Annotated in this window: 25 protein-coding genes; 15 read left to right on the forward strand and 10 right to left on the reverse strand. The window is 56.5% G+C overall.

The genetic code is table 11. The features are described from left to right. Positions 1-132: 132 nt before the first annotated feature. The gene (locus ATI02_RS00095; RefSeq protein ID WP_100845116.1) at positions 133-657 is read right to left on the reverse strand and encodes a hypothetical protein; all 525 of its coding nucleotides are present in this window, start codon (positions 655-657) and stop codon (positions 133-135) included. A 190-nt stretch (positions 658-847) separates the two neighbouring features. Here ATI02_RS00095 and ATI02_RS00100 point away from each other — a divergent pair, with 190 nt between their 5' ends. Both ATI02_RS00100 and ATI02_RS00105 read left to right on the forward strand, forming a co-directional pair. Next, the gene (locus ATI02_RS00100; RefSeq protein ID WP_100845117.1) at positions 848-1,507 is read left to right on the forward strand and encodes a hypothetical protein; all 660 of its coding nucleotides are present in this window, start codon (positions 848-850) and stop codon (positions 1,505-1,507) included. 70 nt (positions 1,508-1,577) lie between these two features. Further along, the gene (locus ATI02_RS00105; RefSeq protein ID WP_238156276.1) at positions 1,578-2,234 is read left to right on the forward strand and encodes a hypothetical protein; all 657 of its coding nucleotides are present in this window, start codon (positions 1,578-1,580) and stop codon (positions 2,232-2,234) included. A gap of 74 nt (positions 2,235-2,308) precedes the next feature. On the opposite strand, the gene ATI02_RS00110 is transcribed toward ATI02_RS00105, so the two are convergent. Then, positions 2,309-3,424: a tyrosine-type recombinase/integrase gene (locus tag ATI02_RS00110; protein WP_100845119.1), complete on the reverse strand. Its 1,116-nt coding sequence runs from the start codon at positions 3,422-3,424 to the stop codon at positions 2,309-2,311. Between the two features lie 50 nt (positions 3,425-3,474). Here ATI02_RS00110 and ATI02_RS00115 point away from each other — a divergent pair, with 50 nt between their 5' ends. Together ATI02_RS00115 and ATI02_RS00120 are read left to right on the forward strand one after the other, a co-directional pair. Next, a complete protein-coding gene (locus ATI02_RS00115; RefSeq protein ID WP_100845120.1) occupies positions 3,475-4,119 on the forward strand; it encodes an MBL fold metallo-hydrolase in 645 nt (214 codons plus the stop codon). 116 nt (positions 4,120-4,235) lie between these two features. Then, positions 4,236-4,970, forward strand: a complete 735-nt coding sequence (locus ATI02_RS00120) for a YiaD family glycine zipper/OmpA-like lipoprotein (RefSeq protein ID WP_016773250.1) — start codon at positions 4,236-4,238, stop codon at positions 4,968-4,970. Positions 4,971-5,788: 818 nt separating this feature from the next. Here the strand turns inward: ATI02_RS00120 and ATI02_RS32490 are convergent. Next, positions 5,789-6,010 (reverse strand): hypothetical protein, encoded by a 222-nt coding sequence (locus tag ATI02_RS32490; protein WP_238156161.1) that lies wholly within the window; start codon positions 6,008-6,010, stop codon positions 5,789-5,791. Between ATI02_RS32490 and ATI02_RS00125 the strand changes: the two genes are divergently transcribed. Further along, a complete protein-coding gene (locus ATI02_RS00125) occupies positions 5,933-7,084 on the forward strand; it encodes an ISL3 family transposase (RefSeq protein WP_238156162.1) in 1,152 nt (383 codons plus the stop codon). The genes ATI02_RS32490 and ATI02_RS00125 overlap by 78 nt on opposite strands. 422 nt (positions 7,085-7,506) lie before the next feature. Here ATI02_RS00125 and ATI02_RS00130 read toward each other — a convergent pair whose 3' ends face one another. After that, on the reverse strand, positions 7,507-7,941 hold the full coding sequence (locus ATI02_RS00130; protein WP_064392879.1) for a Z-ring associated ZapG family protein: 435 nt from the start codon (positions 7,939-7,941) through the stop codon (positions 7,507-7,509). 144 nt (positions 7,942-8,085) lie between these two features. Between ATI02_RS00130 and ATI02_RS00135 the strand changes: the two genes are divergently transcribed. From ATI02_RS00135 to ATI02_RS00150, 4 genes are all read left to right on the forward strand, one after another. Further along, positions 8,086-8,715, forward strand: a complete 630-nt coding sequence (locus tag ATI02_RS00135; protein WP_095190833.1) for an alpha/beta hydrolase — start codon at positions 8,086-8,088, stop codon at positions 8,713-8,715. A 24-nt stretch (positions 8,716-8,739) separates the two neighbouring features. Continuing rightward, positions 8,740-10,095 (forward strand): tryptophan--tRNA ligase, encoded by a 1,356-nt coding sequence (locus ATI02_RS00140; protein WP_100845122.1) that lies wholly within the window; start codon positions 8,740-8,742, stop codon positions 10,093-10,095. A gap of 90 nt (positions 10,096-10,185) precedes the next feature. Continuing rightward, positions 10,186-11,280 carry a cell division protein ZapE gene (gene zapE, locus ATI02_RS00145; RefSeq protein ID WP_034156483.1) on the forward strand — a complete coding sequence of 365 codons (1,095 nt, stop codon included), beginning with the start codon at positions 10,186-10,188 and terminating at the stop codon, positions 11,278-11,280. A 107-nt stretch (positions 11,281-11,387) separates the two neighbouring features. After that, positions 11,388-12,610, forward strand: a protein-coding gene (locus ATI02_RS00150; protein WP_095190254.1) for an IS3 family transposase whose coding sequence is annotated in 2 segments (ribosomal slippage) — positions 11,388-11,739 and positions 11,739-12,610 — 1,224 coding nt in all. Because the reading frame shifts where the segments join, the coding sequence is not laid out codon by codon here. A gap of 47 nt (positions 12,611-12,657) precedes the next feature. Here the strand turns inward: ATI02_RS00150 and ATI02_RS00155 are convergent. The 5 genes from ATI02_RS00155 to ATI02_RS00175 all read right to left on the reverse strand — a co-directional run bounded on the left by ATI02_RS00155 (position 12,658) and on the right by ATI02_RS00175 (position 19,045). Further along, positions 12,658-13,632 (reverse strand): asparaginase, encoded by a 975-nt coding sequence (locus ATI02_RS00155; RefSeq protein WP_100845123.1) that lies wholly within the window; start codon positions 13,630-13,632, stop codon positions 12,658-12,660. Between the two features lie 77 nt (positions 13,633-13,709). Further along, positions 13,710-14,921 carry a threonine/serine exporter family protein gene (locus tag ATI02_RS00160; protein ID WP_095190829.1) on the reverse strand — a complete coding sequence of 404 codons (1,212 nt, stop codon included), beginning with the start codon at positions 14,919-14,921 and terminating at the stop codon, positions 13,710-13,712. Positions 14,922-14,935: 14 nt separating this feature from the next. Then, on the reverse strand, positions 14,936-15,823 hold the full coding sequence (locus ATI02_RS00165) for a nitrilase family protein (protein ID WP_095190828.1): 888 nt from the start codon (positions 15,821-15,823) through the stop codon (positions 14,936-14,938). Positions 15,824-16,023: 200 nt separating this feature from the next. Continuing rightward, positions 16,024-17,973, reverse strand: a complete 1,950-nt coding sequence (locus ATI02_RS00170; protein WP_095190827.1) for a flavin monoamine oxidase family protein — start codon at positions 17,971-17,973, stop codon at positions 16,024-16,026. Positions 17,974-18,148: 175 nt separating this feature from the next. Continuing rightward, positions 18,149-19,045: a GlxA family transcriptional regulator gene (locus ATI02_RS00175; RefSeq protein ID WP_170947306.1), complete on the reverse strand. Its 897-nt coding sequence runs from the start codon at positions 19,043-19,045 to the stop codon at positions 18,149-18,151. A 250-nt stretch (positions 19,046-19,295) separates the two neighbouring features. On the opposite strand from ATI02_RS00175, the gene ATI02_RS00180 reads away from it, so the two are divergent. Further along, positions 19,296-20,432: an acyl-CoA dehydrogenase family protein gene (locus ATI02_RS00180; protein ID WP_095190825.1), complete on the forward strand. Its 1,137-nt coding sequence runs from the start codon at positions 19,296-19,298 to the stop codon at positions 20,430-20,432. 129 nt (positions 20,433-20,561) lie between these two features. On the opposite strand, the gene ATI02_RS00185 is transcribed toward ATI02_RS00180, so the two are convergent. Further along, entirely contained in the window at positions 20,562-21,602 is a 1,041-nt protein-coding gene (locus ATI02_RS00185; RefSeq protein ID WP_100845124.1) for an NADP(H)-dependent aldo-keto reductase, read from the reverse strand. A gap of 245 nt (positions 21,603-21,847) precedes the next feature. Between ATI02_RS00185 and rplM the strand changes: the two genes are divergently transcribed. The 5 genes from rplM to ATI02_RS00210 all read left to right on the forward strand — a co-directional run bounded on the left by rplM (position 21,848) and on the right by ATI02_RS00210 (position 25,541). Further along, positions 21,848-22,276, forward strand: a complete 429-nt coding sequence (rplM, locus tag ATI02_RS00190) for a 50S ribosomal protein L13 (protein ID WP_007917032.1) — start codon at positions 21,848-21,850, stop codon at positions 22,274-22,276. A gap of 14 nt (positions 22,277-22,290) precedes the next feature. After that, positions 22,291-22,683 (forward strand): 30S ribosomal protein S9, encoded by a 393-nt coding sequence (gene rpsI / locus ATI02_RS00195; protein ID WP_100845125.1) that lies wholly within the window; start codon positions 22,291-22,293, stop codon positions 22,681-22,683. Positions 22,684-22,954: 271 nt separating this feature from the next. Beyond that, on the forward strand, positions 22,955-23,548 hold the full coding sequence (petA, locus tag ATI02_RS00200) for a ubiquinol-cytochrome c reductase iron-sulfur subunit (protein WP_003228055.1): 594 nt from the start codon (positions 22,955-22,957) through the stop codon (positions 23,546-23,548). Beyond that, positions 23,548-24,759 carry a cytochrome b gene (locus ATI02_RS00205; RefSeq protein ID WP_095190823.1) on the forward strand — a complete coding sequence of 404 codons (1,212 nt, stop codon included), beginning with the start codon at positions 23,548-23,550 and terminating at the stop codon, positions 24,757-24,759. Before petA ends, ATI02_RS00205 begins: the two co-directional genes overlap by 1 nt. Further along, on the forward strand, positions 24,759-25,541 hold the full coding sequence (locus ATI02_RS00210; protein ID WP_095190822.1) for a cytochrome c1: 783 nt from the start codon (positions 24,759-24,761) through the stop codon (positions 25,539-25,541). Before ATI02_RS00205 ends, ATI02_RS00210 begins: the two co-directional genes overlap by 1 nt. Positions 25,542-25,627: the final 86 nt, after the last annotated feature.

The raw sequence follows: 25,627 nt of genomic DNA on the forward strand, positions 1-25,627 counted from the left end.
CACCTGTACAGTGCTCGCTATCGCTCCTTCGACCGGCAAGCAATCAGTCGACACGAGTGATCCCTTTCCCTAATCATGTCCTTGGTTGCACGCGAGACAACACAGGCCCCTTGTGGCTTAGGGCGCGTTCCGTTAGCGATCTGGGTTGCACTTGCCAATGTTAATCACCAGATCATCGGGATGCAGGGCATCAGCTCCGTCACCTGAAGACAAAAGCGATTCGTACTGTTTTGGGTCTTCCCGCTTCAGTTGTTGCCAGTAGCCTTGGTCTACATACCCACCGTGATAAACGATCTCAAATCTGCGTGAATCCTTGTCAAAGCTGGCATCCGCCGTCACATGCCGACACACCGTGATGTTGAAAGCATTCTCGACACATGTCGCTATCGGCATCTCTCCGTCGAAAAAGGCCCAGTTTGATTTCGGGTCGCGATTTAAAAAACTACGGTATTTGTTGTTTTTTAGATCGTCTTCACTCAAGCGACGAAGCACATATTCATGACCGGGCTTGAACGTTGTGGGTGCCCATGTGGTTGTCTGGCTGTCGAAATGCAGGCCAACAGACTGCTCGACGGCACAAACATACGTGCTTGGCTCAGCGGAAACACCCTGTGCCATCGCCAGTAAAAGTGGTGCCAGCAGCCAACGAGTAATCATCCGATCACCGTGAATAAGTGGAGTCCGCAGAGTACGGGAAAAATCGTACCGTACGCATCTACGACAGGAGGTATGCCCTTATGTCGCCGGTGCGGTTTCTGGCTTCCCGCGCCATCCAGTCCACTATTGCAGGGGGCTAGGATTTCCAGTGACCTGATAGCATAGTGCCTTATCTGTAGAAAAACACAGCATGTACGGGCTGAATTTGAATAAGGGCAATTGGATGCGCGAAGCGATAAAAACAAACCTCGAAGCATGGGTAGAGAAACTGGAATCACAACAAAACATCGACGGGGATTATCTAGATCACGACTTTTTCCTGGACTACAAACTGCTGGGCGTAGCGACCTTTCTTAAGCAGATCGCTTTTGAAGGGGACGACATGGAGCTACTGGCCATTGCTTCAAAAGCAGAAATGCTGGTCACGAGGAAAATTCAAGCTGACGAGGAGGCAGAGGAGGAAGAGGATCTGCTGCGGCAGCAGCAGTACGAAGCGGACGAACGAATCAGGACAGCTTGTTATCACTACTTCTACACTGAACCTGCTTTCGCCGTGGACATGTCTAAATACGAGGCGCTGATCGAAGCGTCTGCTAAAAACTTCTCTGATCCCTACAAGCTGTCGAGCCTGCGCCGCTATGTCGAGCAGAGCCAAGTGCTAGCAAAGGTATACGACAAAGTGAAAGCTCGTCTGCGTCGCGGTTGCGACGGGCAAGCGACGCCGACATTTGAAGACGTTTCGCGAGCATTCGACGCGGAGCTCCCGGTAATCTATCGCCGCGCCGATGCACATGTCGAGCGGACGATTGCTCAATACGCGGCGTCACCTGCGTCAGCAAGCCTGAGCTGACGTACCTCCCCTGGGCTAAATACAGCGCTTCATGTCGACGTCGGTTTTGTTCGCTCGAAATGACACGTAGTTGGAATGCATTCTGTCTGCTGGCCAGATATGTTGCCTCGACGCGCCGAACATCAAGGTAGGCGTAACCAATCAATTTAAAGGATTTCGCTACATGCAAATTGGGTTTCGATTCGCTGCTTTGTGTGCCTTCGCGATGGTTGCTGGTTGTGCAGGTGAAAAATCTGTCCCGAGGGATTCGGCAGTTGTCACTGTTTCCGCTTATGGTCCGGATCTGTTCGGTCAGCATGCGCATGGTGTCGGAGGGCGCTTGGATGTCCGAGAGTCTTCCGGAGGGGCAACCAAACTCAGTTATCCACCTATGGATGTGCGTGCTTGCAACCAATCCAACACAAGCTGTTCACTGGGTATTGGGGTGGTTGATGGCACTGCTGAAATCATTTCGTCGAGCGCAACCGGCGCAACAGTGGCAATCGATCTGAACTACCAGGTGGGACGAAACTACTCGTTCAATGCTAACGGTCAGCAACTCAAGCTGGCGGTGCCGACTGATGTGCAGGCACTGCAGTCCAATCAGGCGATCTCGAAAAAGATCGAGGTAGCCTATGGGGAGGTCGTGCATCTGCCGCTTCCATTCGGGGTGGATATTGCTGTATGCGCCCAAAAGCACAATGCAGGCGAAATCATGCCTGATCGGAGCGTATGCCAAGGGTATTGATGGCACACCACGATGCGATGAGTTCAGACACAAATCCCTTGGTTCATCGATCCCTTGCTGTTGCGAAAAAGGCGTTAGGCAAGTTTCTTTGCGAGATCCTCTGTTTTTGGGTGGTAGTAACGCATCAGCATTCGGGTGTCTTGGTGTCCGGTGATCTTGGTTAGTTCGTGCAGCGGGAAAATGTCAGCTAGGCGTGATGTCGCCTCGTGGCGTAGATCGTGGAAGCGAAGGTTAACCAAGAAAGGGTCTTCGGCAATTCGCTTGTCGATCTTATCCTTGGGTAACTTCTTCTGTTTCATGTGGCGCTCCAATAATCCATGGTACGCCTGGCGAGCGTCCTCAATAGCGTCAGCGAATGCCTTGGTGATGGTGTCAGGTCTGCTCTTGAAGTAGGTATCCTCCCTATCTCGCTCGGGCAAGCTTTTAAGTACCTCTACTGCTTTGCTAGACAGTGGCACCCCTCGTGCAGATCCGTTTTTGGTCATCGGGAGCAGAGCGACTCGCTTATCCAAATTTACATTGGTTCGCAGAAGGCTACAGATTTCCCCCCGGCGCATGGCTGTCTCCACCGCGAAAGTTACAATCTGGGGCAGCTCAGTTGATCGAGAGTAGCGTCGAATCATCTCTAACTCGTCGATGTGTTCTTTTACGAGCTTTCCAGCTTCGAGTGTCCAGACATCAGCGCTGAGGATACGGCGATCGCGCGCGTCGTCGACGCTAGGTTGGCGTATCAGTTCGACGGGATTGCTTAGCGACTCCATGCGCCATTCTTTGCGGGCAATGGTAAAGACGTGAGAGATCAGAGCTAGCTCTCGGCGCACAGTTGCCGGAGCTAAGCCTTCAGCGAGCCGACTATCACGGTAGCTGGCCAGATCGGCACCACGAATGCTTGCCAGCGATCTCAGGGCTAGCGGATGTCGCTGCATGGCCTGAATCCGAGAAAGTTCCGAGGCGCTGCTCCTCTTCTTGCTGGTCACTTCGCTAGCATACGTCTCCAGAGCCGTAGAGAATGAGGTAGATTCGGCCTCATTTCGGCTGACGAACGCGCCCGCGTCCATCTCGCGCTCGATCATGGTCGCCCATGTCTTTGCTTCGGCCTGGGTATTGAATGTCTTGGTTTGCAGGGGCCATCCTTTTCGTCTGACCTGAACCTGCCACTGAGCCGGGCCACGCTTTCGAAGTGTCGCCATTTTTATTCTCGGTGTGACAAAATTGTGCCAATAATTATATAGGAACACCTATGGAAGCCGCAAAATATAAGCTTATACGCGAAACCTTCCCTGTAGGCCCTTTGCAGTGCAACTGCACGATCATCGGCGATCCGGTCACCAACAAAGCCATCGTCGTCGACCCTGGCGGCAACCCTGACCTGATCATGGCGCGCCTCGATGCGCATGGCCTTAAAGTCGTCAGCATCATCCACACCCACGCGCATCTCGACCACTTCCTCGCTTCCGGCCAGATGAAAGAAAAAACCGGTGCCACCCTGCATTTGCACAAGGAAGACCAGTTCCTCTGGGACAACCTCGAAATGCAGTGCCAGATGTTCGGTGTGCCCTACACCCCGGTGCCACCTCCGGATCGCTGGCTCAGTGACGACGAAGAACTCGCCTGCGGTTGCGGCGTTGCCCTGCACACGCCAGGACATACACCCGGTTCCATGAGTTTTTGGTTTTCCGAGGCTAAGCTGTTGATTGCCGGTGACACGCTGTTTCGTCGCGGCGTAGGGCGCACGGATTTGTGGGGCGGTGATCAGGCCACCATCGTGCGCTCGATCAAGCAGCGGCTGTACACCCTGGACGAGGACGCAATCGTCGTTGCCGGGCACGGTCCGGATACGCGTCTGGGCGATGAGATGCGCGAGAACCCGTTTGTACGGGCCTAAATATTTTGTCACGGGTGGCCGGCGGAATTTTTGTGCATTGTTATGATCCAACGCCCGCAGAGGTTTATTGCCAAACGACCGCTGCACCACCGAATGCAGAAAAGTAGGAGCTCTCCATGTTCACCACGCGTCGTTTGATTATTGTCGCTACTGCTGTAGCTGTGCTGTCCGGCTGCGCCTCGCCTAACCCCTATGACAATCAGGGTCAGGCCGACGGTGGCTCCCAAGGCATGAGCAAGACCGCCAAGTACGGTGGCCTCGGTGCTCTGGCCGGTGCACTGGCCGGTGCTGCTATCGGTCACGATAACCGTGGCAAGGGGGCCTTGATCGGTGCGGCCGTGGTCGGTGCTTCGGCGGCCGGTTACGGTTACTACGCCGACCAGCAGGAGAAGAAACTGCGCGCCAGCATGGCCAACACCGGCGTTGAAGTGCAGCGTCAAGGCGATCAGATCAAGCTGATCATGCCGGGCAACATCACCTTCGCCACCGATTCGGCGAACATCGCGTCGAGCTTCTACCAGCCACTGAATAATCTGGCCAACTCGTTGAAAGAGTTCAACCAGAACCAGATCGAAATCGTCGGCTACACCGACAGCACCGGCAGCCGCCAGCACAACATGGACCTGTCCCAGCGTCGTGCGCAGAGCGTGGCGACCTACCTGACCTCCCAAGGTGTCAGCGGTGCCAACCTGTCGGCCCGCGGCGCCGGTCCGGATAACCCGATTGCCAGCAACGGTGACGTGAATGGCCGCGCGCAGAACCGCCGCGTTGAAGTCAACCTGAAAGCGATTCCGGGTCAGCAGTACGGTGGTCAGCAACAGCAGCCGGGTACGGTTCAGCAGTATCCGTAACTGATTGCCTGAATAAATAAATGCCCGGTCCTGTGATCGGGCATTTTTTTGTCAGGGCAGTGCCGGCCTCTTCGCGGGCAAGCTCCCACAGGTATTGGCGGTGGCCACAAAACCTGTGTTCCACACCAGACCCCTGTGGGAGCAGTACGGTGGTCAGCAGCAGCCGGGTACGGTTCAGCAGTATCCGTAACCGATTGCCTGAATGAAGAGATGCCCGGTCCTGTGATCGGGTATTTTTTTGTCTGGGCAGTGCCGTCCTCTTCGCGGGCAAGCCCGCTCCCACAGGTATTGGCGGTGGCCACAAAATCTGTGTTCCACACCTGACCCCTGTGGGAGCAGTACGGTGGTCAGCAGCAGCCGGGTACGGTTCAGCAGTATCCGTAACTGATTGCCTGAATGAAAAAATGCCCGGTCCTGTGATCGGGCATTTTTTGTCTGGGCAGTGCCGGCCTCTTCGCGGGCAAGCTCCCACAGGTATTGGCGGTGGCCACAAAACCTGTGTTCCACACCTGACCCCTGTGGGAGCAGTACGGTGGTCAGCAGCAGCCGGGTACGGTTCAGCAGTATCCGTAACTGATTGCCTGAATGAAAAAATGCCCGGTCCTGTGATCGGGCATTTTTTGTCTGGGCAGTGCCGGCCTCTTCGCGGGCAAGCTCCCACAGGTATTGGCGGTGGCCACAAAACCTGTGTTCCACACCAGACCCCTGTGGGAGCAGTACGGTGGTCAGCAGCAGCCGGGTACGGTTCAGCAGTATCCGTAACCGATTGCCTGAATGAAGAAATGCCCGGTCCTGTGATCGGGCATTTTTTTGGTTCTTCACGGAATCCCGGGAAACACAGAAACAAGAACGCCGATTTGCTTGATGATGTTCGTGCGAGCAAACACATCTAACAAACCGGCGTTCTTATGCGCGATATTAATACTTTCCTTCCTTTTTGGGAGGGCTTTTCTGTCGTCACGATCAAGCCTGATGGTGATGCCCTCCAGATCGATCTTACACCCCACGCCACCCGATTCCCTTCCTGTGGTGGGTGCCAAAAACCCTGTTCAACCACGCATGAGTATTGCCAGCGAGTCATTCGTGATTTACCCATTCTCGGTCGCGCAGTACGCCTGAGCGTTTTGCTCCGACGCGTTGGTTGCCGCGACTGTGGCAAACGCATGGAGGCCGTCAGTTGGCTGGATCGCTATGCCCGTATGACACGGCGTCTGGCAGAGGCGGTCATTCAAGCCTGTGAACGCCTTCCCACGTTGCACGTAGCGCAGATGTTTGGGCTGCATTGGGAGACCGTTCGGGTGCTGGAGCGTCGAGCCTTGCAAGCAGCATTGAGCGTTTTGCCAAAGGCGCAACCGCGACGTTTGGTGATGGACGAGTTCGCATTGTTCAAAGGTCATCGTTATGCCAGCGTTGTTCTGGATGCGGATACGCGACGGGTGCTGTGGATCGGCGAAGGCCGCAGCCGGGCGGCGGTCAGGCCATTTTTCGAAGAGCTGGGGCCAGAGGGGTGCGCCCGAATCGAAGCGGTGGCAATGGACATGAACACCGCTTTTGATCTGGAGGTTCGTCAGCACTGCCCAAAAGCGCGAGTGGTCTACGATCTTTTCCATGTGGTGGCCAAATATGGCCGAGAGGTGATTGATCGGGTTCGCGTCGACGAAGCCAATCGACTGCGTCACGACAAGCCGGCCCGAAAGGTCATCAAGCAAGCGCGTTGGCTGCTCCTGCGCAACCCGCAGAACCTGAAAACACCGGAGCAACAGGTCCGCTTGGAGGATTTGCTGGCGGCCAACCAAGCGTTGATGACGGTCTACTTGATGAAAGCTGAACTCAAAACGCTCTGGACGCCAAGTACCGCCTGGGGCTGGAGATCAGCCTGGAAGCAATGGCTGCGCCACGCTGATGAAAGCGCGATACCGGCTCTGATCCTGTTCGCCAAACGGCTAAAGGGTTACTGGCGGGGAATCGTCAGCCGGGTTCGCTGGCCGATGCACACGGGGCAGTTGGAAGGCATAAACAATCGAATAAAGGTTATCAAACGGATGGCGTACGGTTACCGGGATAGCGAATTCTTTTTCATGAAAATCAAGAGCGTCTTTCCCGGTAATCCGTGAAGAACCATTTTTTTGTCCGGGCAGTGCCGGCCTCTTCGCGGGCAAGCCCGCTCCCACAGGTATTGGCGGTGGCCACAAAACCTGTGTTCCACACCAGACCCCTGTGGGAGCAGTAAGGTGGTCAGCAACAGCAACAGCAACCGGGTACGGTTCTGCAGTATCCGTAACTGATTGCCTGAATGAAGAAATGCCCGGTCCTGTGATCGGGCATTTTTTTGTCTGGGCAGTGCCGGCCTCTTCGCGGGCAAGCCCGCTCCCACAGGTATTGGCGGTGGCCACAAAACCTGTGTTCCACACCAGACCCCTGTGGGAGCGGGCTTGCCCGCGAAGAGGCCCGTGTTGTCACCGCAAAATCAGCAGATACAAAAAAGCCCCCGGACAACAGCATTGTCCGGGGGCTTTTTGTTGGGCGCGAAACCCGATTACTTCTTCAGACCATAATGCTCATCGAGCATGCCCGGCGAGTTCGGGGTCTTCGGTGCGTAGTCGCGCGGTGGCTCCTGATCGCGCGGTGGCGTCAGGCGTTCGCGCGGTGCCTGCGCAGCGTCAGCGTGCAGGGCAGCGATCAAGCGCTGGCGGGTCTGCTCGTCCAGGGCCAGACGATTGGCGCCCTCGGCGAGATGATCCTGCACTTCCTGATAGCTCTGGGTCAGCTTCTTTACCAGCATCGCGGTGCTGTTGAAGTGGGTGACCACCTCGTTTTGATAACTGTCGAAACGCTCCTGGATATCATCCAGTTGACGCTGCGTACGGCTCGGCGCCGCGTTCGGCGCAACACGCGCGATCAGGAATCCAATGGCGACACCCACAACCAGGGCAAGAGTCGGTAACAACCAAACTAAGAGCGAGTGTTCCACGAGTCCTTCCTCTATAAACGGCTTTGCTTTACGTTAACGGCTCGAACCTGCGCTGTATACCGCGATTCACTCGCAATAGATTGGCACAGACAATTTGCTAGACGAGTCGACCCGATTCGAGGTCACGGAGTTCCTTCCTTGCTGATGCGTGAAACCCCTGTAGTGATTGATGGCCCAGTCGGTCAACTGGAAGCTTTGTATCTGGATAACGAGCAGCCGCGCGGCATCGCGCTGATCTGCCATCCGAACCCGGTGCAGGGCGGCACCATGCTCAACAAGGTCGTCTCGACCCTGCAGCGCACCGCGCGCGACGCCGGCCTGATTACCTTGCGTTTCAACTATCGCGGCGTTGGTGCCAGCGAAGGGACGCACGATATGGGTACTGGCGAAGTCGATGACGCTCAGGCCGCTGCTGCATGGCTGCGAGAAAAACACCCGGATCTGTCACTGACTCTGTTCGGTTTTTCCTTCGGCGGATTTGTTGCAGCAAGTCTCGGTGGTCGTCTCGAAGCCCAAGGCGTGCAGCTCAACCATCTGTTCATGGTCGCTCCAGCGGTAATGCGCCTGAGCGATCAGGATCAACTGCCAGAGCATGGCGAGTTGACCGTGATTCAGCCGGAAACCGACGAAGTGATCGATCCGCAACGGGTTTACCAATGGTCTGAAAAACTCCAGCGCCCCCATGAGCTGCTGAAAGTGGCAGAATGCGGACACTTTTTTCATGGCAAGTTGACCGATCTCAAGGATCTGATCCTGCCGCGTCTCTCGAATTGATTGCAGTCTGACAAGCGATTACCCATGACGAACCGTACCCGTATCCTTACCGGCATCACCACCACCGGCACGCCGCACCTGGGCAACTACGCCGGCGCCATTCGCCCGGCGATCCTCGCCAGCCGCGACAGCAATGCCGATTCGTTCTACTTTCTGGCCGACTACCACGCCCTGATCAAATGCGACGACCCGCTGCGCATCCAGCGCTCGCGTCTGGAAATCGCTGCGACCTGGCTGGCCGGTGGCCTGGATGTCGATCGTGTGACCTTCTACCGCCAGTCCGATATTCCGGAAATCCCCGAGCTGACCTGGTTGCTGACCTGCGTCGCGGCCAAGGGCCTGCTCAACCGCGCCCACGCCTACAAGGCCTCGGTGGACAAGAACGTCGAGACCGGCGAAGACCCGGATGCCGGCATCACCATGGGCCTCTACAGCTATCCGGTGCTGATGGCCGCGGACATCCTGATGTTCAACGCGCACAAGGTGCCGGTCGGTCGCGATCAGATTCAGCACGTGGAAATGGCCCGCGACATCGGCCAGCGTTTCAACCACCTGTTCGGTCAGGGCAAAGAGTTCTTCACCATGCCCGAAGCGCTGATCGAGGAAAGCGTGGCGACGTTGCCAGGCCTCGACGGTCGCAAGATGTCGAAGAGCTACGACAACACCATCCCGTTGTTCTCCAGCGCCAAGGAAATGAAGGACGCGATCTCGCGGATCGTCACCGACTCCAAAGCGCCGGGCGAAGCCAAGGATCCGGACAACTCGCATCTGTTCACCCTGTTCCAGGCATTCGCCACGCCAGCGCAGGCTGACGAATTCCGCAGCGAACTGCTCGGCGGTCTGGGCTGGGGTGAGGCGAAGAACCGTCTGTTCCAGCTGCTCGACAATGATTTGGGCGAGGCGCGCGACAAGTATCACCAGTTGATCGAGCGTCCGGCGGATCTGGAAGACATCCTGCAGATCGGCGCCAAAAAGGCCCGCGCCGTGGCCACGCCGTTCCTCAACGAACTGCGTGAAGCGGTTGGCCTGCGTTCGTTCGTCAATCAGGTTCAAGTGGCTGCGACCACCAAGAAGAAAGCCGCGAAAGCAGCACGCTTCGTCAGTTTCCGTGAGGACGACGGCAGCTTCCGTTTCCGTCTGCTGGCGGCCGATGGCGAGCAACTGCTGCTGTCGCGCAACTTCGCCGATGGCAAAACCGCAGGGCAGGTGACCAAGCAACTGCAATCCGGCCAACCACTGGACGTGCGCAGCGAAGACCTGAGCTTCAGCGTGTGGCTGGAAGGCGAGTGCGTCGGCGACAGCCCGGCGTTCGCTGACAGCGCGGCACGCGAGGCGGCCGTAGAGGCTCTGCGCGTTGCTCTGACACCGGTTCAGGAATAATCCGCGGCTCGGCCCGACCAAGGGCTGATTGCCATTCCCACGGGCCGTCGCTACAGTGACGGCCCGTTTTTGTTGCCTTGCTAACGAATTATGACGCCCCTAGAACGATACCAAGCTGATCTGAAACGCCCGGACTTCTTCCATGACGCCGCGCAGGAAACTGCTGTGCGTCATTTGCAGCGCCTGTACGAGGATCTGATCGCCGCCGATCAGAACAAGCCGGGCCTGCTGAGCAAACTGTTTGGCAAAAAGGATCAGACGCCGGTCAAGGGTCTGTATTTCTGGGGCGGCGTGGGTCGCGGCAAGACGTACCTGGTCGACACCTTTTTCGAAGCGCTGCCGTTCAAGGAAAAGACCCGCACGCACTTCCACCGCTTCATGAAGCGTGTGCACGAAGAGATGAAAACCCTCGGCGGCGAGAAAAACCCGCTGACCATCATCGCCAAACGTTTTGCGACTGAATCGCGGGTTATCTGCTTCGATGAGTTCTTCGTTTCTGACATCACCGACGCGATGATTCTCGGCACGCTGATGGAAGAGCTGTTCAAGAACGGCGTAACCCTGGTCGCAACATCGAACATCGTTCCGGACGGCCTGTACAAGGACGGCCTGCAACGCGCGCGCTTCCTGCCAGCCATTGCGCTGATCAAGCAGAACACCGAGATCGTCAACGTCGACAGCGGCGTCGACTATCGTCTGCGTCACCTCGAACAAGCGGAACTGTTCCACTATCCGCTCGACGAAGCCGCTCACGAGAGCTTGCGCAAGAGCTTCAAGGCGCTGACGCCGGAATGCACAGCAGCCGTCGAGAACGACGTGTTGATGATCGAGAACCGTGAAATTCGTGCATTACGCACTTGCGATGACGTGGCCTGGTTCGACTTCCGCGAACTGTGCGACGGCCCGCGTAGCCAGAACGATTACATCGAACTGGGCAAAATCTTCCACGCCGTGCTGCTCAGCGGTGTCGAGCAGATGAGCGTCACTACCGATGACATCGCCCGACGCTTCATCAACATGGTCGACGAGTTCTACGACCGTAACGTGAAGCTGATCATTTCTGCCGAAGTCGAGCTGAAAGACCTGTACACCGGCGGGCGCCTGAATTTCGAGTTCCAGCGCACGCTGAGCCGTCTGCTGGAGATGCAATCGCACGAGTTTCTGTCGCGGGCGCACAAGCCTTGAACAGATTCGGCGAATAAAAAAGGGCCTGCAATTGCAGGCCCTTTTTTTGCGCTCTGTCCCGTCCTGAATAAGGTTTACACCTTCTGACCCATTCTCAGGAGGGAGTAATGAATACGGGAGAAAGGCGCAGTCAGCGTGATTACACGCTGACCTTTAAATTGTCGGTCGTCGATCAAGTCGAAAAAGGTGAGTTGAGTTATAAAGAGGCTCAAGAGCGTTATGGCATTCAGGGTAAAACGACCGTACTGAACTGGTTACGCAGGCATGGTCGGCAGGACTGGAGTCAAGGCGCGTCCATTCGCTCCAAGAGACCCCGTTCCATGGATAAGCCCGATAAACCGCTGACACCCGAACAGCGAATCAAAGAGCTTGAAGAAAAGCTTGCCCAAGCCAACCAGAAAGCTCAGTTTTTCGAAGCCGTCGTTGATGTTTTGAAGAACGACTTCGGTGTTTCTGTCGTAAAAAAGCGATCCGGCAAGTCCTCTCCCAAGAGCAGATCCAAGGCCTGAGCATTAGTCGGGCTTGCCAATTCATGGGGATTTCCCGTCAGGCTTATTACAAGCGCAACCGGGCGTGTGATGCCCGGGCCCGTCATGCCCAGGAAGTGATGGGATTCGTGAGGGAAAAGCGACTCAGGCAACCGCGCCTTGGCACCCGAAAACTTCACAATCTAATGCGCACTGAGCCAGAAATGTCCGTAAAGGTTGGTCGAGACCGTTTATTCAATATCTTGCGAGATCGGCGCGAACTGGTTCCTCGCAGGCGGGCCTATCACAAAACAACAGACAGTCATCATCGCTTTCGCCGGCATCCAAACCTGCTCAAAGATGGGCCGATTCAGGTAGTCGCCAAGGCACCAGAGCAAGTATGGGTTGCGGACATCACCTACTTACCAACGCAAACGGGTGTGGCTTATCTGAGTTTGATCACCGATGCGTACTCTCGAAAAATCGTGGGTCACCATGTCCATGAAAGCTTGCACACCGAATCGGTGATCCAGGCGTTCAACAAAGCCCTGAAGCAGCGGACAACGGAACAACACTTGGTGCACCACTCGGACAGAGGCGTTCAATACTGCTCCGAGCTTTATCAGCGGCTGCATGCCAAGTACGGCATCACCTGCTCAATGACCGATGGCTACGACTGCTACCAAAATGCATTGGCTGAGCGTGTGAATGGAATTTTGAAAAACGAGTTAATGCTGCATCGGCCCAAAGATTTTGCAGATGCCATCCGGATGGTGGACGAGTCGGTGCAGATCTATAACAACGAGCGGCCTCATCTGTCGCTGAAATACAAAACGCCCGATGCGGTGCATCGGGCGTTTTGAGGTTGAAACAGGTGTAAACCTATTTCAGGACTAGACACTCGGATTAATCAAGCGAGAAAGTTCGATACGTTGTTTTGTTGCTGGCAACCGACCAGCAGCCACAACAGGATCCTCGCTTTACGCGGACAGACAAAACCGGCCATCACCGCGCCGCGCCGGATCAAATCCATCTCACTGCCCTTGAATCCATAGGTAGATTTAGCCGTGGACCCGGAGCCTGTGCGAGTCGCAATGATCACCGGTATTTTTCCGGCAACGCTTTCGATGACGTCGGCCCATTGCTCGGAAACATGTCCTGCACCAAAGGCAGCAATGACCAAACCGTCATAGCCGAGCGTGATGACATTTTCCAGAAACAGGCTATCGGCCGACAACGAGGCCTCCAGCAAGGCAATTTTCTGGCCCGTGTGCCCAGGCAGCGGTAGAACCGTGCGCTTGTGGGGTGGGCGTAGATAGTGAACCGTGTCTTCTACCAGTAATCCGGCGGGCCCGACGATGGGGGAGGAGAACGCCTGCAACGCCAGAGAATCAGCTTTGCGTACGGCATTGGCCGAATGAATCTGCCCATGGATGACCACTTGAACGCCACGCTGACGGCTGCTTGCCGCTAATGCCACCTGGCAGGCATTCAGCAGATTGGCTGGGCCGTCGGCGCCGGGATGTGCAGCCGAACGCATGGCGCCGGTCAGGACCAGCGGTTCGTCGTGATCCCATAGATGATCGAGGAATGTGGCTGTTTCCTCCAGAGTGTCGGTGCCCTGGGTAATCACCACCCCAATCGCCCCTTGCCTGACCTGGTCGCTCGCCCAGGCAAGAACACTCAACAGGAAGTCGAAATCCAGCGATGCGCTGGGCAACAGCCCAAGGGTTTCAACGGTCATGCGTGCTTGCGTCTGCAATTGCGGCACCGAAGCCAGAAGGGTGTGTGCGTCAACCGTCGGGATGACGCCCTCGCCGACAGACTTTGCTTGCATGCTTACGGTGCCACCTACCGCCGCGATTGCTAGTTTTGGCAACGCCATTTGATACCTCGCACGGTTGTGATGAGAGAGTGCTGTATCTGGAACTCAAGGCCAGATACAGCTGAACACGGCAGGCTTCAGTCAGCGATCAGCCATCCGATCAACGGAATGATGACGGCCGTGCTCACGGCCATCGACAATACATTGCCGATAAAACCATGCATGTCCGGCGGCAACCGCTTGGCCAGCGCACAGGCCAGCGGTGGAGCCATCAACGCGCCAAGTAGCGCACTGAGTGCGATCACCGACCAGCTGCCACCATACGTCAGGACCGCCGCCGGAACGACCGACACCAGTGGCACGTAAGTGGGATACCAGCCGCGTTGTATCCATTGCCGCCGCCAGATCACCACGCCCAGCGCCGACGTCAGTGCTTGTGCAGCGATCAGTTGCGGTAAAACTGCGGAGCCGTAAACCGGACTCAGCGGGTTCAAGGTGAATGCCAGCAAAGCGCCCAGTATCAGGCCGAGGCTGGCCCATTCGTTGCCATAGAACGGTGCCTCGGAAAAGTCTGCAAGTACACGACGCAAGCTCCATACGACGCCGTAGTCAGGTTTCTTTTCGGGTAACGGCGCGGGCGTGGATTTTTTTGCTTCGTCGGTGTGAGCGGATTTCACCAGGCTTGGCAGATACCGGCAGAGCAGGAACGCGAGGACGCTGGCCACCGCCATGCCCGAGACGTTACCGATGACAACAGGCAATTGGAGCGGGTTGACCACATAGTTGACGAACAACAGGCTCATCGGGGTAACCAGCAGGGCACCCATGATTGCGCCATTGATCGTGACCTTCCAGCCGCCGCCGAACATCAACACCATGGCCGCCGGCAGAGAGACGAAGGCGGCAAAGGTCGGTTGCCAACTGGTTGAAGTGACCGTCCAGCCCCACAGCAGATTGCTCAACAGCAAGCCAAGCAAAGAGCTGGTGACGAGCCACGGCCAGAGTCCGCTGCCGTAACAAATGGCGAAGCCTTGCCACGCCTTGCCCGTTCGATTCGCCCAGTAAGCCAGATAAGCACCGGCCAGCAGCCCGATTGAGGCGAATTCATGTTTGTAGAATGCGACCTCGCTGATGTCTCCCAACACCCAGCGCACCCAGGCGCTTGCGTCAGGCAGGCTAGACACCATGTGGTTGTAGTCCGGCCAAGAAGCCGCCCAGGACGTGCGGTAAGTGAATGACAGCCAGATGATCGACAGGATCGTGCCAAGCATCAGCAGGACGATCGAGGTGTCCATCGGCGTTCTGGAGAGCGGGCGGATGGCCAGTTTTGCTTCTGTAGTGTTTCCCATGGTCAGGCCCCTTGTCAGCGTGGAAGGCAAGGGTGGTGGCGGTAACCCAGCATCGAGTCGTAGAGGTCGCCGCGACGATCACGATGCAGGTCGTTCAAACTGTTCCAGATGGGCGCACTGCGTGAGCTGGTCAGGTCGATATCAGCAAACAGGATTTCCTGTTTATCTGCCGATGCCACTGCGCCAATCGGCCAGCCATTGGTGCCGGCAATCAATGAGCAGCCGAGATAGCGCGCACCGCGTTCCTCGCCGATGCGACTGGCTGCGGCGATGAACACATTGTTGACGTGTGCGGCTGTCATGGTCAGATACGACGCCATGCATTTGCCGGCCTCGTCAAAAAGAGGAGGAGGGGTCCAGACCCAATTGTTCAAGCTGCAGATAATGTCCGCGCCTTGCTGAGTGAGGATCCTCGGTACCTCGGGGAACCAGATATCCCAGCAGATCAACAAGCCTATTCGGCCAATGGGCGTTTCGAATACCGGGAAACCCAGGTCGCCTGGCGTGAACCACAGCTTTTCCAGATTCCACAGATGTGCCTTGCGATATTTGCCAATGAAGCCGTCGGGCCCTACCAGCACGGCGGTATTGAACAACCGCATGCCATCTCGCTCGGTCAAACCCGCTGCCAGATAAACGTTGTGCTCGCGGGCGAAGTTCATCCACGCCTGAACACTGGGGCCATCGGGAATCAACTCCGAGTGATCGAAGGCATCCTGCCGATTGCTGAAGAAATACCCGGTGCTGGACAGCTCGGGCAGGACGATCAGATTGGCGCCGCCATTGGCGGCTTCTTGAGCCAGAATCAAGCTCTGGCGAAGGTTCTCGCGCTGGTTTTCGATACCGACCTGAGGGTCGAACTGGATAACTGCTAGACGAACTGGGCTGACTGACTCGCTCATTTCAAATGACCCTTTCTTATTGTTATTCACGTTGTGGAGTTGCGTGGTCATAAGAAATGAAAAGCCAGTGCGAGTAAGTCAGCCACTTCCGTTTAGGCAGTAGTCCATTTCCCGCGCTTGCTGGACTCGGGAGCGGGAATACGCATGGCAGGCCTGCAATCAGGCGCGTAGTAGAGGGGCTGGAGGGCCGAAAGGGGCGCTCAGGTTGCGATTTTGTAGTGCGGGTAATCGCTCATCGAAAAACCGCCATTGAAGGTCGCCGCGGTTTTGTCACAGATGTGAATGACTGCGTCGATAGCGCCTCTGAAGCACGGTTCTGTCCAGCCGGCATCCACCGAAAACGATTCGCCACACAGATACAGTCCCGAGGCGTGGGCGAAATCGCGGTTGTATTTCATCAGGCTGACAGCATCGTAGTAGCCACCGGGTCGATAAAGCTTTGCGCATCCCAGCGCATTTTTGTCGGTGATCCAGCGATGTACCACGGCTTTATCGAGCCCTATATACGGAGAAATACGTTCCTGGATATTGGCTGATTTCATCAGGATTCGATCCAGCTCCTTGGCGCATCGGGTCACCAACTCCTTGTCGGTGAACAGACCGAGCTTGGTGGCGTCATCTTCCCAGGTATAACTCAGGAGAATGCAGTCGTAGCTGTAGTTGTCGTTGTAGCGATAGGTATAAACATCGTGGATGAAACTGTCGGTGACGATGGCCTGGGGGATTTTGCTCTTGCCTGACAAGAATGATTTTTTCAGGGGGGCGAAGACCTTGCAGCTGGTTTCCCAATGCGCCGTCTTGTAAGCGTTGATGATCTCGAAGGGCAGCATTTGCGGCGTGAAATTTTCGAGTTTTACCCGGGTTTCAAGTAGCCAGGAAGGCAGTGTGATGATGACCGAGTCAAAGTCATCGAATTGCTCCTGGGTATATTGGGGCATGCTGTGCCTGACGTTGAAATACACTCGCGACTTCAAGTTGCCGAGTTTCTCGATGCGGGTAACAGAGGTATCCATGAGCAAACCGTCAGGTCGTTTCAGGCAATGCTCGTAGAAGGAGTCGGCGGCTTCATCGGGTTTCATGAACAGCAGGCATTCAGCGAGCGCTGCGAGCCCGATGTAGCGGGGTTTTTCGAAGCTTTGTCCGGTGGAGTCAAATATCGCATTACTGTGCAGAAGGGGGGAGTCGGCTAACGGATCACCCGCCGCGTTGACGCGACCCTGGATCAGTTGCAACTGGCTGCTGAAACCAAAAATGGCGGTGCGTAACGGGTAGAGTGAACACACGTCATAAAAAGCCCCCCAACTGCCATCGCCGATACCGATGGCATAGAACAGCGCCGATTCCTTCGCATTCATTCCCATACCGCCAAAGTCACCAGGCGCATTTGTGTCCCAGGTATCGAGCACCGCCATGCTGACCAGATCTCGAAAGGACACGCTTTCGTATTTTTCGACAATGGCGGCCCACATCGCTTCCCATTCATTGCTTGCGTAAGCGCGCGCAACGTGGCGTGTCATGCGATCGGCGAATGCCTTCCATTTGGCATGAACCGCCTGCAGGTCTGCTCCGGGTGGGGCTGTGTCACCGTCTGCATTTTTCCAGATGAGCATTTGCGGCGTCCGTTCATCGCTCATGCTGCCTTCACGCAGGAAGATGCCGGTAGAAGTGACCCATTGGCTGCCTGGATTGGCGAAGTCCGAAAAGGCCAGGTCAAACGCTTTGGTGTAATAAGCCATCAGCGAGCGCCCCTCTGTTGGCGATTCGCCCGCTCGATTGAAAAAGGGCATGCGCATCGCGCCCATTTCAAACGGCGTATGGCTGGCCGACGAGCGCGGGCTGCCTGGCACGGTCAGGTGTCTGCCGCCCACGCGGGTGGATTGTTCGATCAATGTGATGTCGGTAAAACCGCAGCGGTGCAATTCCCTCGCCGCAGTGAGGCCTGTGATGCCGGCGCCGATGATGCAGATTTTGTGTTGCGGTGCAGTCGCTTGTGCGACGCCGTTTGCCTGTTCGACCAGTGCTCGATAGTCGAAACACAAGTCAGGAGGGTTGGGGAAACGGCCAGCCCAGGGTGAGTGCTTCGAGCGCTTGGCGCGTGTGGTGTCGCCGTTCGCTTGCGACGGGTAGTTATAGCTTGATCCAATAGTCACGACTGATCTTCCCTGATGGTTTTGACAGGAAAGATATTGAACAGCCTGGTCTGCACCGAACAGTCGGCAATCAGGTTGCGCAGGGGCTGTAAATTCGGTTTGTTGCGTGGGAAAAGTACGTTGGCAGGGTTTTCATGTGGGTGCGATGACACCCACATGAAGGTGTTTGCTGCGGTTAAGCAGCCTGCTGAAACTGCTGCCGATACTGGTTCGGCGACAGTTCGGTGTGCTGGCGGAACAAGCGCGCAAAGAAGCTCGCGTCGTCGTAGCCGACCTCATAACTGATGGTCTTGATGCTCTTGCGACTGCCCGAGAGCAAGCCCTTGGCCGTCTCGATGCGCAGTCGTTGCAGGTAGTGCAACGGCTTGTCGCCGGTCGCGGTCTGGAAACGGCGCATGAAGTTGCGAATGCTCATGCCGTGCTCGCGGGCGACATCTTCGAAGCGGAACTTGTCGGCGAAATGTTCTTCGAGCCAGTGCTGGATCTGCAGGATGATCACGTCCTGATGCAGCTTCTGCCCGCCAAAACCGATGCGTCCCGGCGAGTAGCTGCGCTGCACTTCATAAAGAATGTCGCGTGCTACGGCTTGCGCCACATTGGCGCCGCAGAAACGTTCGATCAGGTAAATGTAGAGGTCGCAGGCCGACGTGGTGCCGCCGGCGCAGTAGAGGTTGTCGGCGTCGGTCAGATGCTTGTCCTGATTGAGGAACACCCTCGGGAAACGCTCGGCAAACGCGTTGAAGAAGCGCCAGTAGGTGGTCGCTTCCTTGCCGTTGAGCAGGCCCGCTTCGGCCAGCCAGAACACGCCGGTGGCTTCGCCGCACAACACGGCGCCGCGGGCGTGTTGCTCGCGCAACCACGGCAGCACTTGTGGGTATCGACTGCACAAGGTGTCGAAGTCGTCCCAAAATGCCGGGAGGATGATGACGTCGGCGTTCTCGAGCTCGCCGTCAACCGGCATGAGGACATCACTGAAGCTGTTCACCGGTTTGCCGTCGGGGCTGACCAGGCGCGTTTCGAACGCCGGGGTCAGGCCGTGGCCCAGTTGTTTACCGTACCGCAGGCTGGCCAGATGGAAGAAATCCTTGGCTTGCATGAGGGTGGAGGCGAAAACCCGGTCAATGGCCAGGATGCTGACGCGCCGCAAGGGCGTGGAGACTTGCTTGGACATAATTCAACTTTTTGTTTTGTTTTTATAAGGGAAAGTGGTCACCAGACGGCTGGATCGTCTTATTTTTTGTCGGATGTGTCCAGTGTCCTGTATCTCAGGTGAGGCTTAGTCTCTGAAGGTCATATCCCACCCACAAGAAGAAAGGTGCCGCATGATCCCCAGAACCTTGTTCAGCTCCGAGCACGAATTGTTCCGCGACAGCGTACGAACCTTCCTCGAAAAAGAGGCGGTGCCGTTTCATGCGCAGTGGGAAAAACAAGGCTATATCGACCGCCAGCTGTGGAACAAGGCAGGGGAGGCGGGAATGCTCTGCTCGCACCTGCCGGAAGAGTACGGTGGTCTGGGGGCGGACTTTCTTTACAGCGCGGTGGTGATCGAGGAGGTTGGCCGGTTGGGCCTGACCGGTATTGGTTTTTCACTGCATTCGGACATCGTCGCACCGTACATCCTGCATTACGGCAGCGAGGCGCTGAAACACAAATACCTGCCGAAACTGGTGTCGGGCGAGATGGTCACGGCGATTGCCATGACTGAGCCGGGCGCGGGCTCCGACTTGCAAGGCGTCAAGACCACAGCAGTACTGGACGGTGACGAATACGTGATCAACGGTTCGAAAACCTTCATCACCAACGGCTTCCTCGCCGATCTGGTGATCGTTGTTGCCAAGACCGATCCGAAAGCCGGAGCGAAGGGCACCAGCCTGTTTCTGGTCGAGGCGAATACGCCGGGTTTCGACAAGGGCAAACGCCTGGAGAAGGTCGGTATGAAGGCGCAGGACACCTCGGAACTGTTCTTCCAGGATGTACGCGTGCCGAAAGAAAACCTGTTGGGTCAGGCCGGGGCGGGGTTTGCCTATCTGATGCAGGAGCTGCCCCAGGAGCGTCTGACCGTGGCGATTGGTGGTCTGGCCTCGGCGGAAGCGGCGCTGCAATGGACACTCGATTACACCCGTGATCGCAAGGCGTTCGGCAAGGCGATTGCCGATTTCCAGAACACTCGCTTCAAGCTGGCGGAAATGGCCACGGAGATTCAGATCGGTCGGGTTTTTGTCGATAAGTGCCTGGAACTGCACCTGCAAGGCAAACTCGACGTACCGACCGCAGCGATGGCCAAATACTGGGGCACCGACCTGCAATGCAAGGTGCTCGACGAATGCGTGCAGTTGCATGGCGGTTACGGCTTCATGTGGGAATACCCGGTGGCGCGTGCCTGGGCGGACGCGCGAGTGCAGCGGATTTATGCCGGCACCAATGAAATCATGAAGGAGATTATTGCGCGGTCACTTTGATGATCGTTCCCACGCTCTGCGTGGGAACGCCGCCGGGGACGCTCCGATTGGCCTCTTCACGAGCTCGCTCCCACAGGGGATCACCGTACCTGTGGGAGCGAGCCTGCTCGCGAAGCTTTTAGCGGCTGATCAAGGCGCCGGGTTCGGATGATCCTTGTGAATCGCCTCGATCCCCGCCAGCACTTCATCGGATAGCTTCAGATCAAAACTGGCAATGTTGCTGTCCAGTTGCGCAAGCGTCGTCGCACCAATGATGTTGCTGGTGACGAACGGTTGCTGAGTCACGAACGCCAGCGCCATTTGCGCTGGGTCCAGGCCATGTTCACGCGCCAGCGCCACGTAACGGCTGCACGCTGCTTCCGATTGTGGATTGAAGTAGCGGCTGAAGCGGCTGTAGAGACTCAGGCGGCCCTTCGGTGGGCGCGCGCCACCTTCGTACTTGCCCGAGAGGAAACCGAACGCCAGTGGCGAATAGGCGAGCAGGCCGCACTGTTCGCGGATGGCGATTTCCGCCAGACCGACTTCAAAGCTGCGGTTGAGCAGGTTGTAGGGGTTCTGGATCGACACCGCACGCGGCCAGCCACGGGCTTCGGCCAGGGCGAGGAAGCGCATGGTGCCCCACGGTGTTTCGTTGGACAGGCCGATGTGGCGGATCTTGCCGGCCTTCACCTGCTCATCGAGCGCTTCGAGGGTGTCTTCGAGCGGCGTGAGGTTGGCTTCGATCTTGTGTTTGTAGCCCAGCTGTCCGAAAAAGTTGGTGCTGCGCTCCGGCCAGTGCAACTGGTAGAGGTCGATGTAGTCGGTTTGCAGGCGCTTGAGGCTGGCATCTAGCGCTTCGGTGATGTGCTGGCGATTGTGGCGCAGGTTTTTGTCGCGGATGTAGTCGATGGTGTTGCCGGGGCCGGCGATTTTGCTGGCAAGGATCCAGTCGGCGCGATCGCCACGGCTTTTGAAATAATTGCCGATGTAGCGCTCTGTGGTGGCGTAGGTGTCAGCTTTCGGTGGCACCGGATACATCTCGGCAGTGTCGATGAAATTGATCCCGGCCTCTTTGGCCCGTTCTATCTGCGCGAAGGCTTCAGCTTCAGTGTTTTGCTCGCCCCAGGTCATGGTGCCGAGGCAGATTGCACTCACGTTCAGGTCGGTACGGCCTAGCTGGCGATAGTCCATCAGGTGCTCCTTGGGCAAAACAATCATAAAAGCAGGTTGAATTATTTTTCGCAATCTGCATAATTGCCGACCTCTTTCTGCAGTGGAAGTGATGCGCCGCCGCCGAAGAATCTTGCCGTTGAACGGACGCGCCGACCCGAGCCCCCGAAAGCGTCTGTATCCGGCTGCCTTTGACTTGTCAAAGTACGCACTATTCAGTAAGATCCGCCGTCTAATTTACAGGGCGGCCCCTGAGGCTATAAAGAATGAAAACTTTTACTGCTAAACCGGAAACAGTAAAGCGCGACTGGTTTGTCGTCGACGCTGCTGGTCAGACCCTGGGTCGTCTGGCCACCGAAATCGCGAGCCGTCTGCGTGGCAAGCACAAGCCTGAGTACACTCCTCACGTTGACACCGGCGACTACATCGTCGTAATCAACGCTGAGCAGATCCGTGTTACCGGCGCTAAAACCACTGACAAAATGTACTACTCCCACTCCGGTTTCCCGGGCGGCATCAAGTCGATCAACTTTGAAAAGCTGATCGCTAAAGCCCCTGAGCGCGTGATCGAGACCGCGGTTAAAGGCATGCTGCCTAAAAACCCACTGGGTCGCGACATGTACCGTAAGCTGAAAGTCTATGCGGGCGCTGCACACCCACATACTGCTCAGCAGCCCCAAGAACTGAAGTTTTAACGGAATAGTACATTATGTCGGCGACTCAAAATTACGGCACTGGCCGTCGCAAGACCGCAACCGCACGCGTTTTCCTGCGTCCGGGTACTGGTAAGATCTCCATCAACAACCGTTCGCTGGATAACTTCTTCGGCCGCGAAACTGCCCGCATGGTAGTTCGTCAGCCGCTGGAGCTGACCGAGACTGTCGAGAAGTTCGACATCTACGTCACCGTGATCGGTGGTGGTGTAAGTGGTCAAGCTGGCGCAATCCGCCACGGCATCACTCGCGCTCTGATGGACTACGACGAAACCCTGCGTGGCGCTCTGCGCAAAGCTGGCTTCGTTACTCGCGACGCCCGTGAAGTTGAACGTAAGAAAGTTGGTCTGCGTAAAGCGCGTAAGCGTCCGCAGTACTCGAAGCGTTAATTTCGCTTCCACGTTCAAAAAGAACGCCCGATTCCTCACGGAACCGGGCGTTTTTTTATGTCTGCGATTTATCAAAAGAATTGCGCTGTGACAACTTGCCACATTCGTAGACCCCCTATACTGCAAGGCTTGAGGGTAAGAGCTCCGGGTAATTCCCTTGTCAGAATTGGGGCTTTTCATTACCATCTCGGCAAAATTTTTATAAGTAACATTGATTTATTTAGTAGATGCCTGATTTAACAGGCCACAAAAGCTGATGGGAGAGGACTGAATGAGCAATGACGGCGTGAATGCAGGCCGGCGTCGCTTCTTGGTAGCAGCCACATCCGTGGTGGGTGCTGCAGGAGCGGTGGGGGCTGCGGTCCCGTTCGTGGGGTCATGGTTTCCCAGTGCCAAGGCGAAAGCCGCCGGTGCACCGGTGAAAGTGAATGTCAGCAAGATCGAGCCAGGACAGCAGATGATTGCTGAGTGGCGCGGCCAGCCGGTGTTCATTGTCCGCCGTACTGCGGAAATCCTGGGGAATCTCAAGAAGATCGAGGGCCAGCTCTCCGATCCAACCTCCAAAAACTCCACGCAACCCACCTATGTCGACCCTGAAGTGCGATCGATCAAGCCGGAAATTCTCCTGCTGATCGGGATCTGCACGCACTTGGGTTGCTCACCGACCTTCCGTCCCGAGGTGGCACCTGCGGATCTGGGTAAAGACTGGGTAGGTGGTTATTTCTGCCCTTGCCACGGTTCCCACTACGATCTGGCTGGCCGCGTCTACAAGTCGCAACCTGCGCCTTTGAACCTGCCAGTTCCCCCGCATTCCTATGAGACCGATGACCTGATTGTCATTGGCGTCGATACGGAGAAAGCGTGATGAGCAAGTTCATGGATTGGGTGGATGCGCGCTTCCCTGCGACCAAAATGTGGGAAGACCATCTCAGCAAGTATTACGCTCCAAAAAACTTCAACTTCTTCTATTTCTTCGGCTCGCTGGCGCTGCTGGTCCTGGTTAACCAGATCGTCACCGGTGTCTGGCTGACGATGAGCTACACACCGTCGGCAGAAGAAGCGTTCGCTTCCGTCGAATACATCATGCGCGACGTCGAGTACGGCTCGATCCTGCGTCTGTTGCACTCAACCGGCGCTTCGGCGTTCTTCATCGTGGTCTATCTGCACATGTTCCGTGGCTTGCTCTACGGTTCGTACCAGAAGCCGCGTGAGCTGGTCTGGGTATTCGGCATGCTGATTTATCTGGCGCTGATGGCCGAAGCATTCATGGGGTATCTGCTGCCGTGGGGCCAGATGTCCTACTGGGGCGCCCAGGTGATCATCTCGCTGTTTGGCGCGATTCCAGTCATCGGCAACGACCTGACGCAGTGGATTCGTGGTGACTACCTGATCTCGGGGATCACCCTGAACCGCTTCTTTGCCTTGCACGTCGTGGCCCTGCCGATCGTGATTCTCGGTCTGGTGGTGTTGCACATTCTGGCACTGCACGAAGTCGGCTCGAACAACCCTGACGGCGTCGATATCAAGAAGCACAAAGACGAAAACGGCATCCCGCTGGATGGCATTGCCTTCCACCCTTACTACACCGTGAAAGACATTGTCGGTGTCGTGGTGTTCCTGTTCATCTTCTGTTTTATTGTGTTCTTCTTCCCGGAAATGGGCGGCTACTTCCTCGAAAAACCAAACTTTGAACCGGCCAACCCGTTCAAGACACCTGAGCACATTGCGCCGGTTTGGTATTTCACACCGTTCTACGCGATTCTGCGGGCGATCCCGGACAAACTTATGGGCGTTATCGCCATGGGCGCGGCGATTGCGGTGCTGTTTGTCCTGCCATGGCTCGACCGCAGCCCGGTCAAATCGATGCGCTACAAAGGCTGGATGAGCAAAATCTGGCTGCTGGTGTTCTGCGTTTCGTTCGTCATCCTCGGCATTCTGGGTGTGTTAGCCCCGACGCCGGAGCGAACCTTGTTGTCGCAGGTCTGCACCTTCCTGTACTTCGCCTACTTCATTCTGATGCCGTTCTACACCAGGCTCGAGAAGACCAAACCGGTTCCGGAAAGGGTGACTGGCTGATGAAAAAGTTATTTTTTGCTCTGATTTTTGCTGCGCTGCCTGTGCTGTCCTTCGCCGCTGAACATGGTGGTCCAGAGCTGGAAAAGGTCGACATCGACGTTTCCGACAAGGCTGCCCTGCAAGATGGTGCGCGCACTTTTGCCAACTACTGCATGGGTTGCCACAGTGCCAAGTTCCAGCGTTACGAGCGGGTTGCCGATGATCTCGGTGTGCCGCATGAGCTGATGCTGGAGAAGCTTGTGTTCACGGGGGCCAAGATCGGTGATCACATGAACATCGGCATGCAACCGGCCGACGCCAAGACCTGGTTTGGCGCTGCGCCACCGGATCTGACGCTGGTGGCACGCGTGCGTGGCACTGACTGGCTGTACGGTTACCTGAAGTCGTTCTACGAAGATCCGGCGCGTCCGTGGGGCGTGAACAACAAGGTTTTCCCGAACGTCGGTATGCCTAACGTGCTGGTCGGCCTGCAAGGTCGACAGGTGGTGGGTTGCAAGCAGGTGCAGATCGTCGAAGACGGCAAGAAGCAATATGATCCGCTGACCGGTACGCCGTTGACACATGAAGCGTGCGATCAGTTGACCATCGTGCCGAAAACCGGTGCTCTTAACGAAGAGCAGTTCGATGAGAAGGTCAAGAATCTGGTAACCTTCCTGGCTTACTCGGCTAACCCGGTTAAGCTGCAACATCAGCGCATCGGTACTTACGTCTTGCTGTACCTGGCGTTCTTCTTTGTGTTCGCCTACCTGCTCAAGCGTGAATACTGGAAAGACGTGCACTGATACGCTTCAAGCATTGCTGTTAATCGCGCGCGCCCAAGGGCGTCTCCAATAGCGCAACGTCTGGCCAGCCAGGTGTTGCGGGAGGC

The sequence above is a fragment of the Pseudomonas baetica genome (assembly GCF_002813455.1).
GTDB classification, from domain to species: domain Bacteria; phylum Pseudomonadota; class Gammaproteobacteria; order Pseudomonadales; family Pseudomonadaceae; genus Aquipseudomonas; species Aquipseudomonas baetica.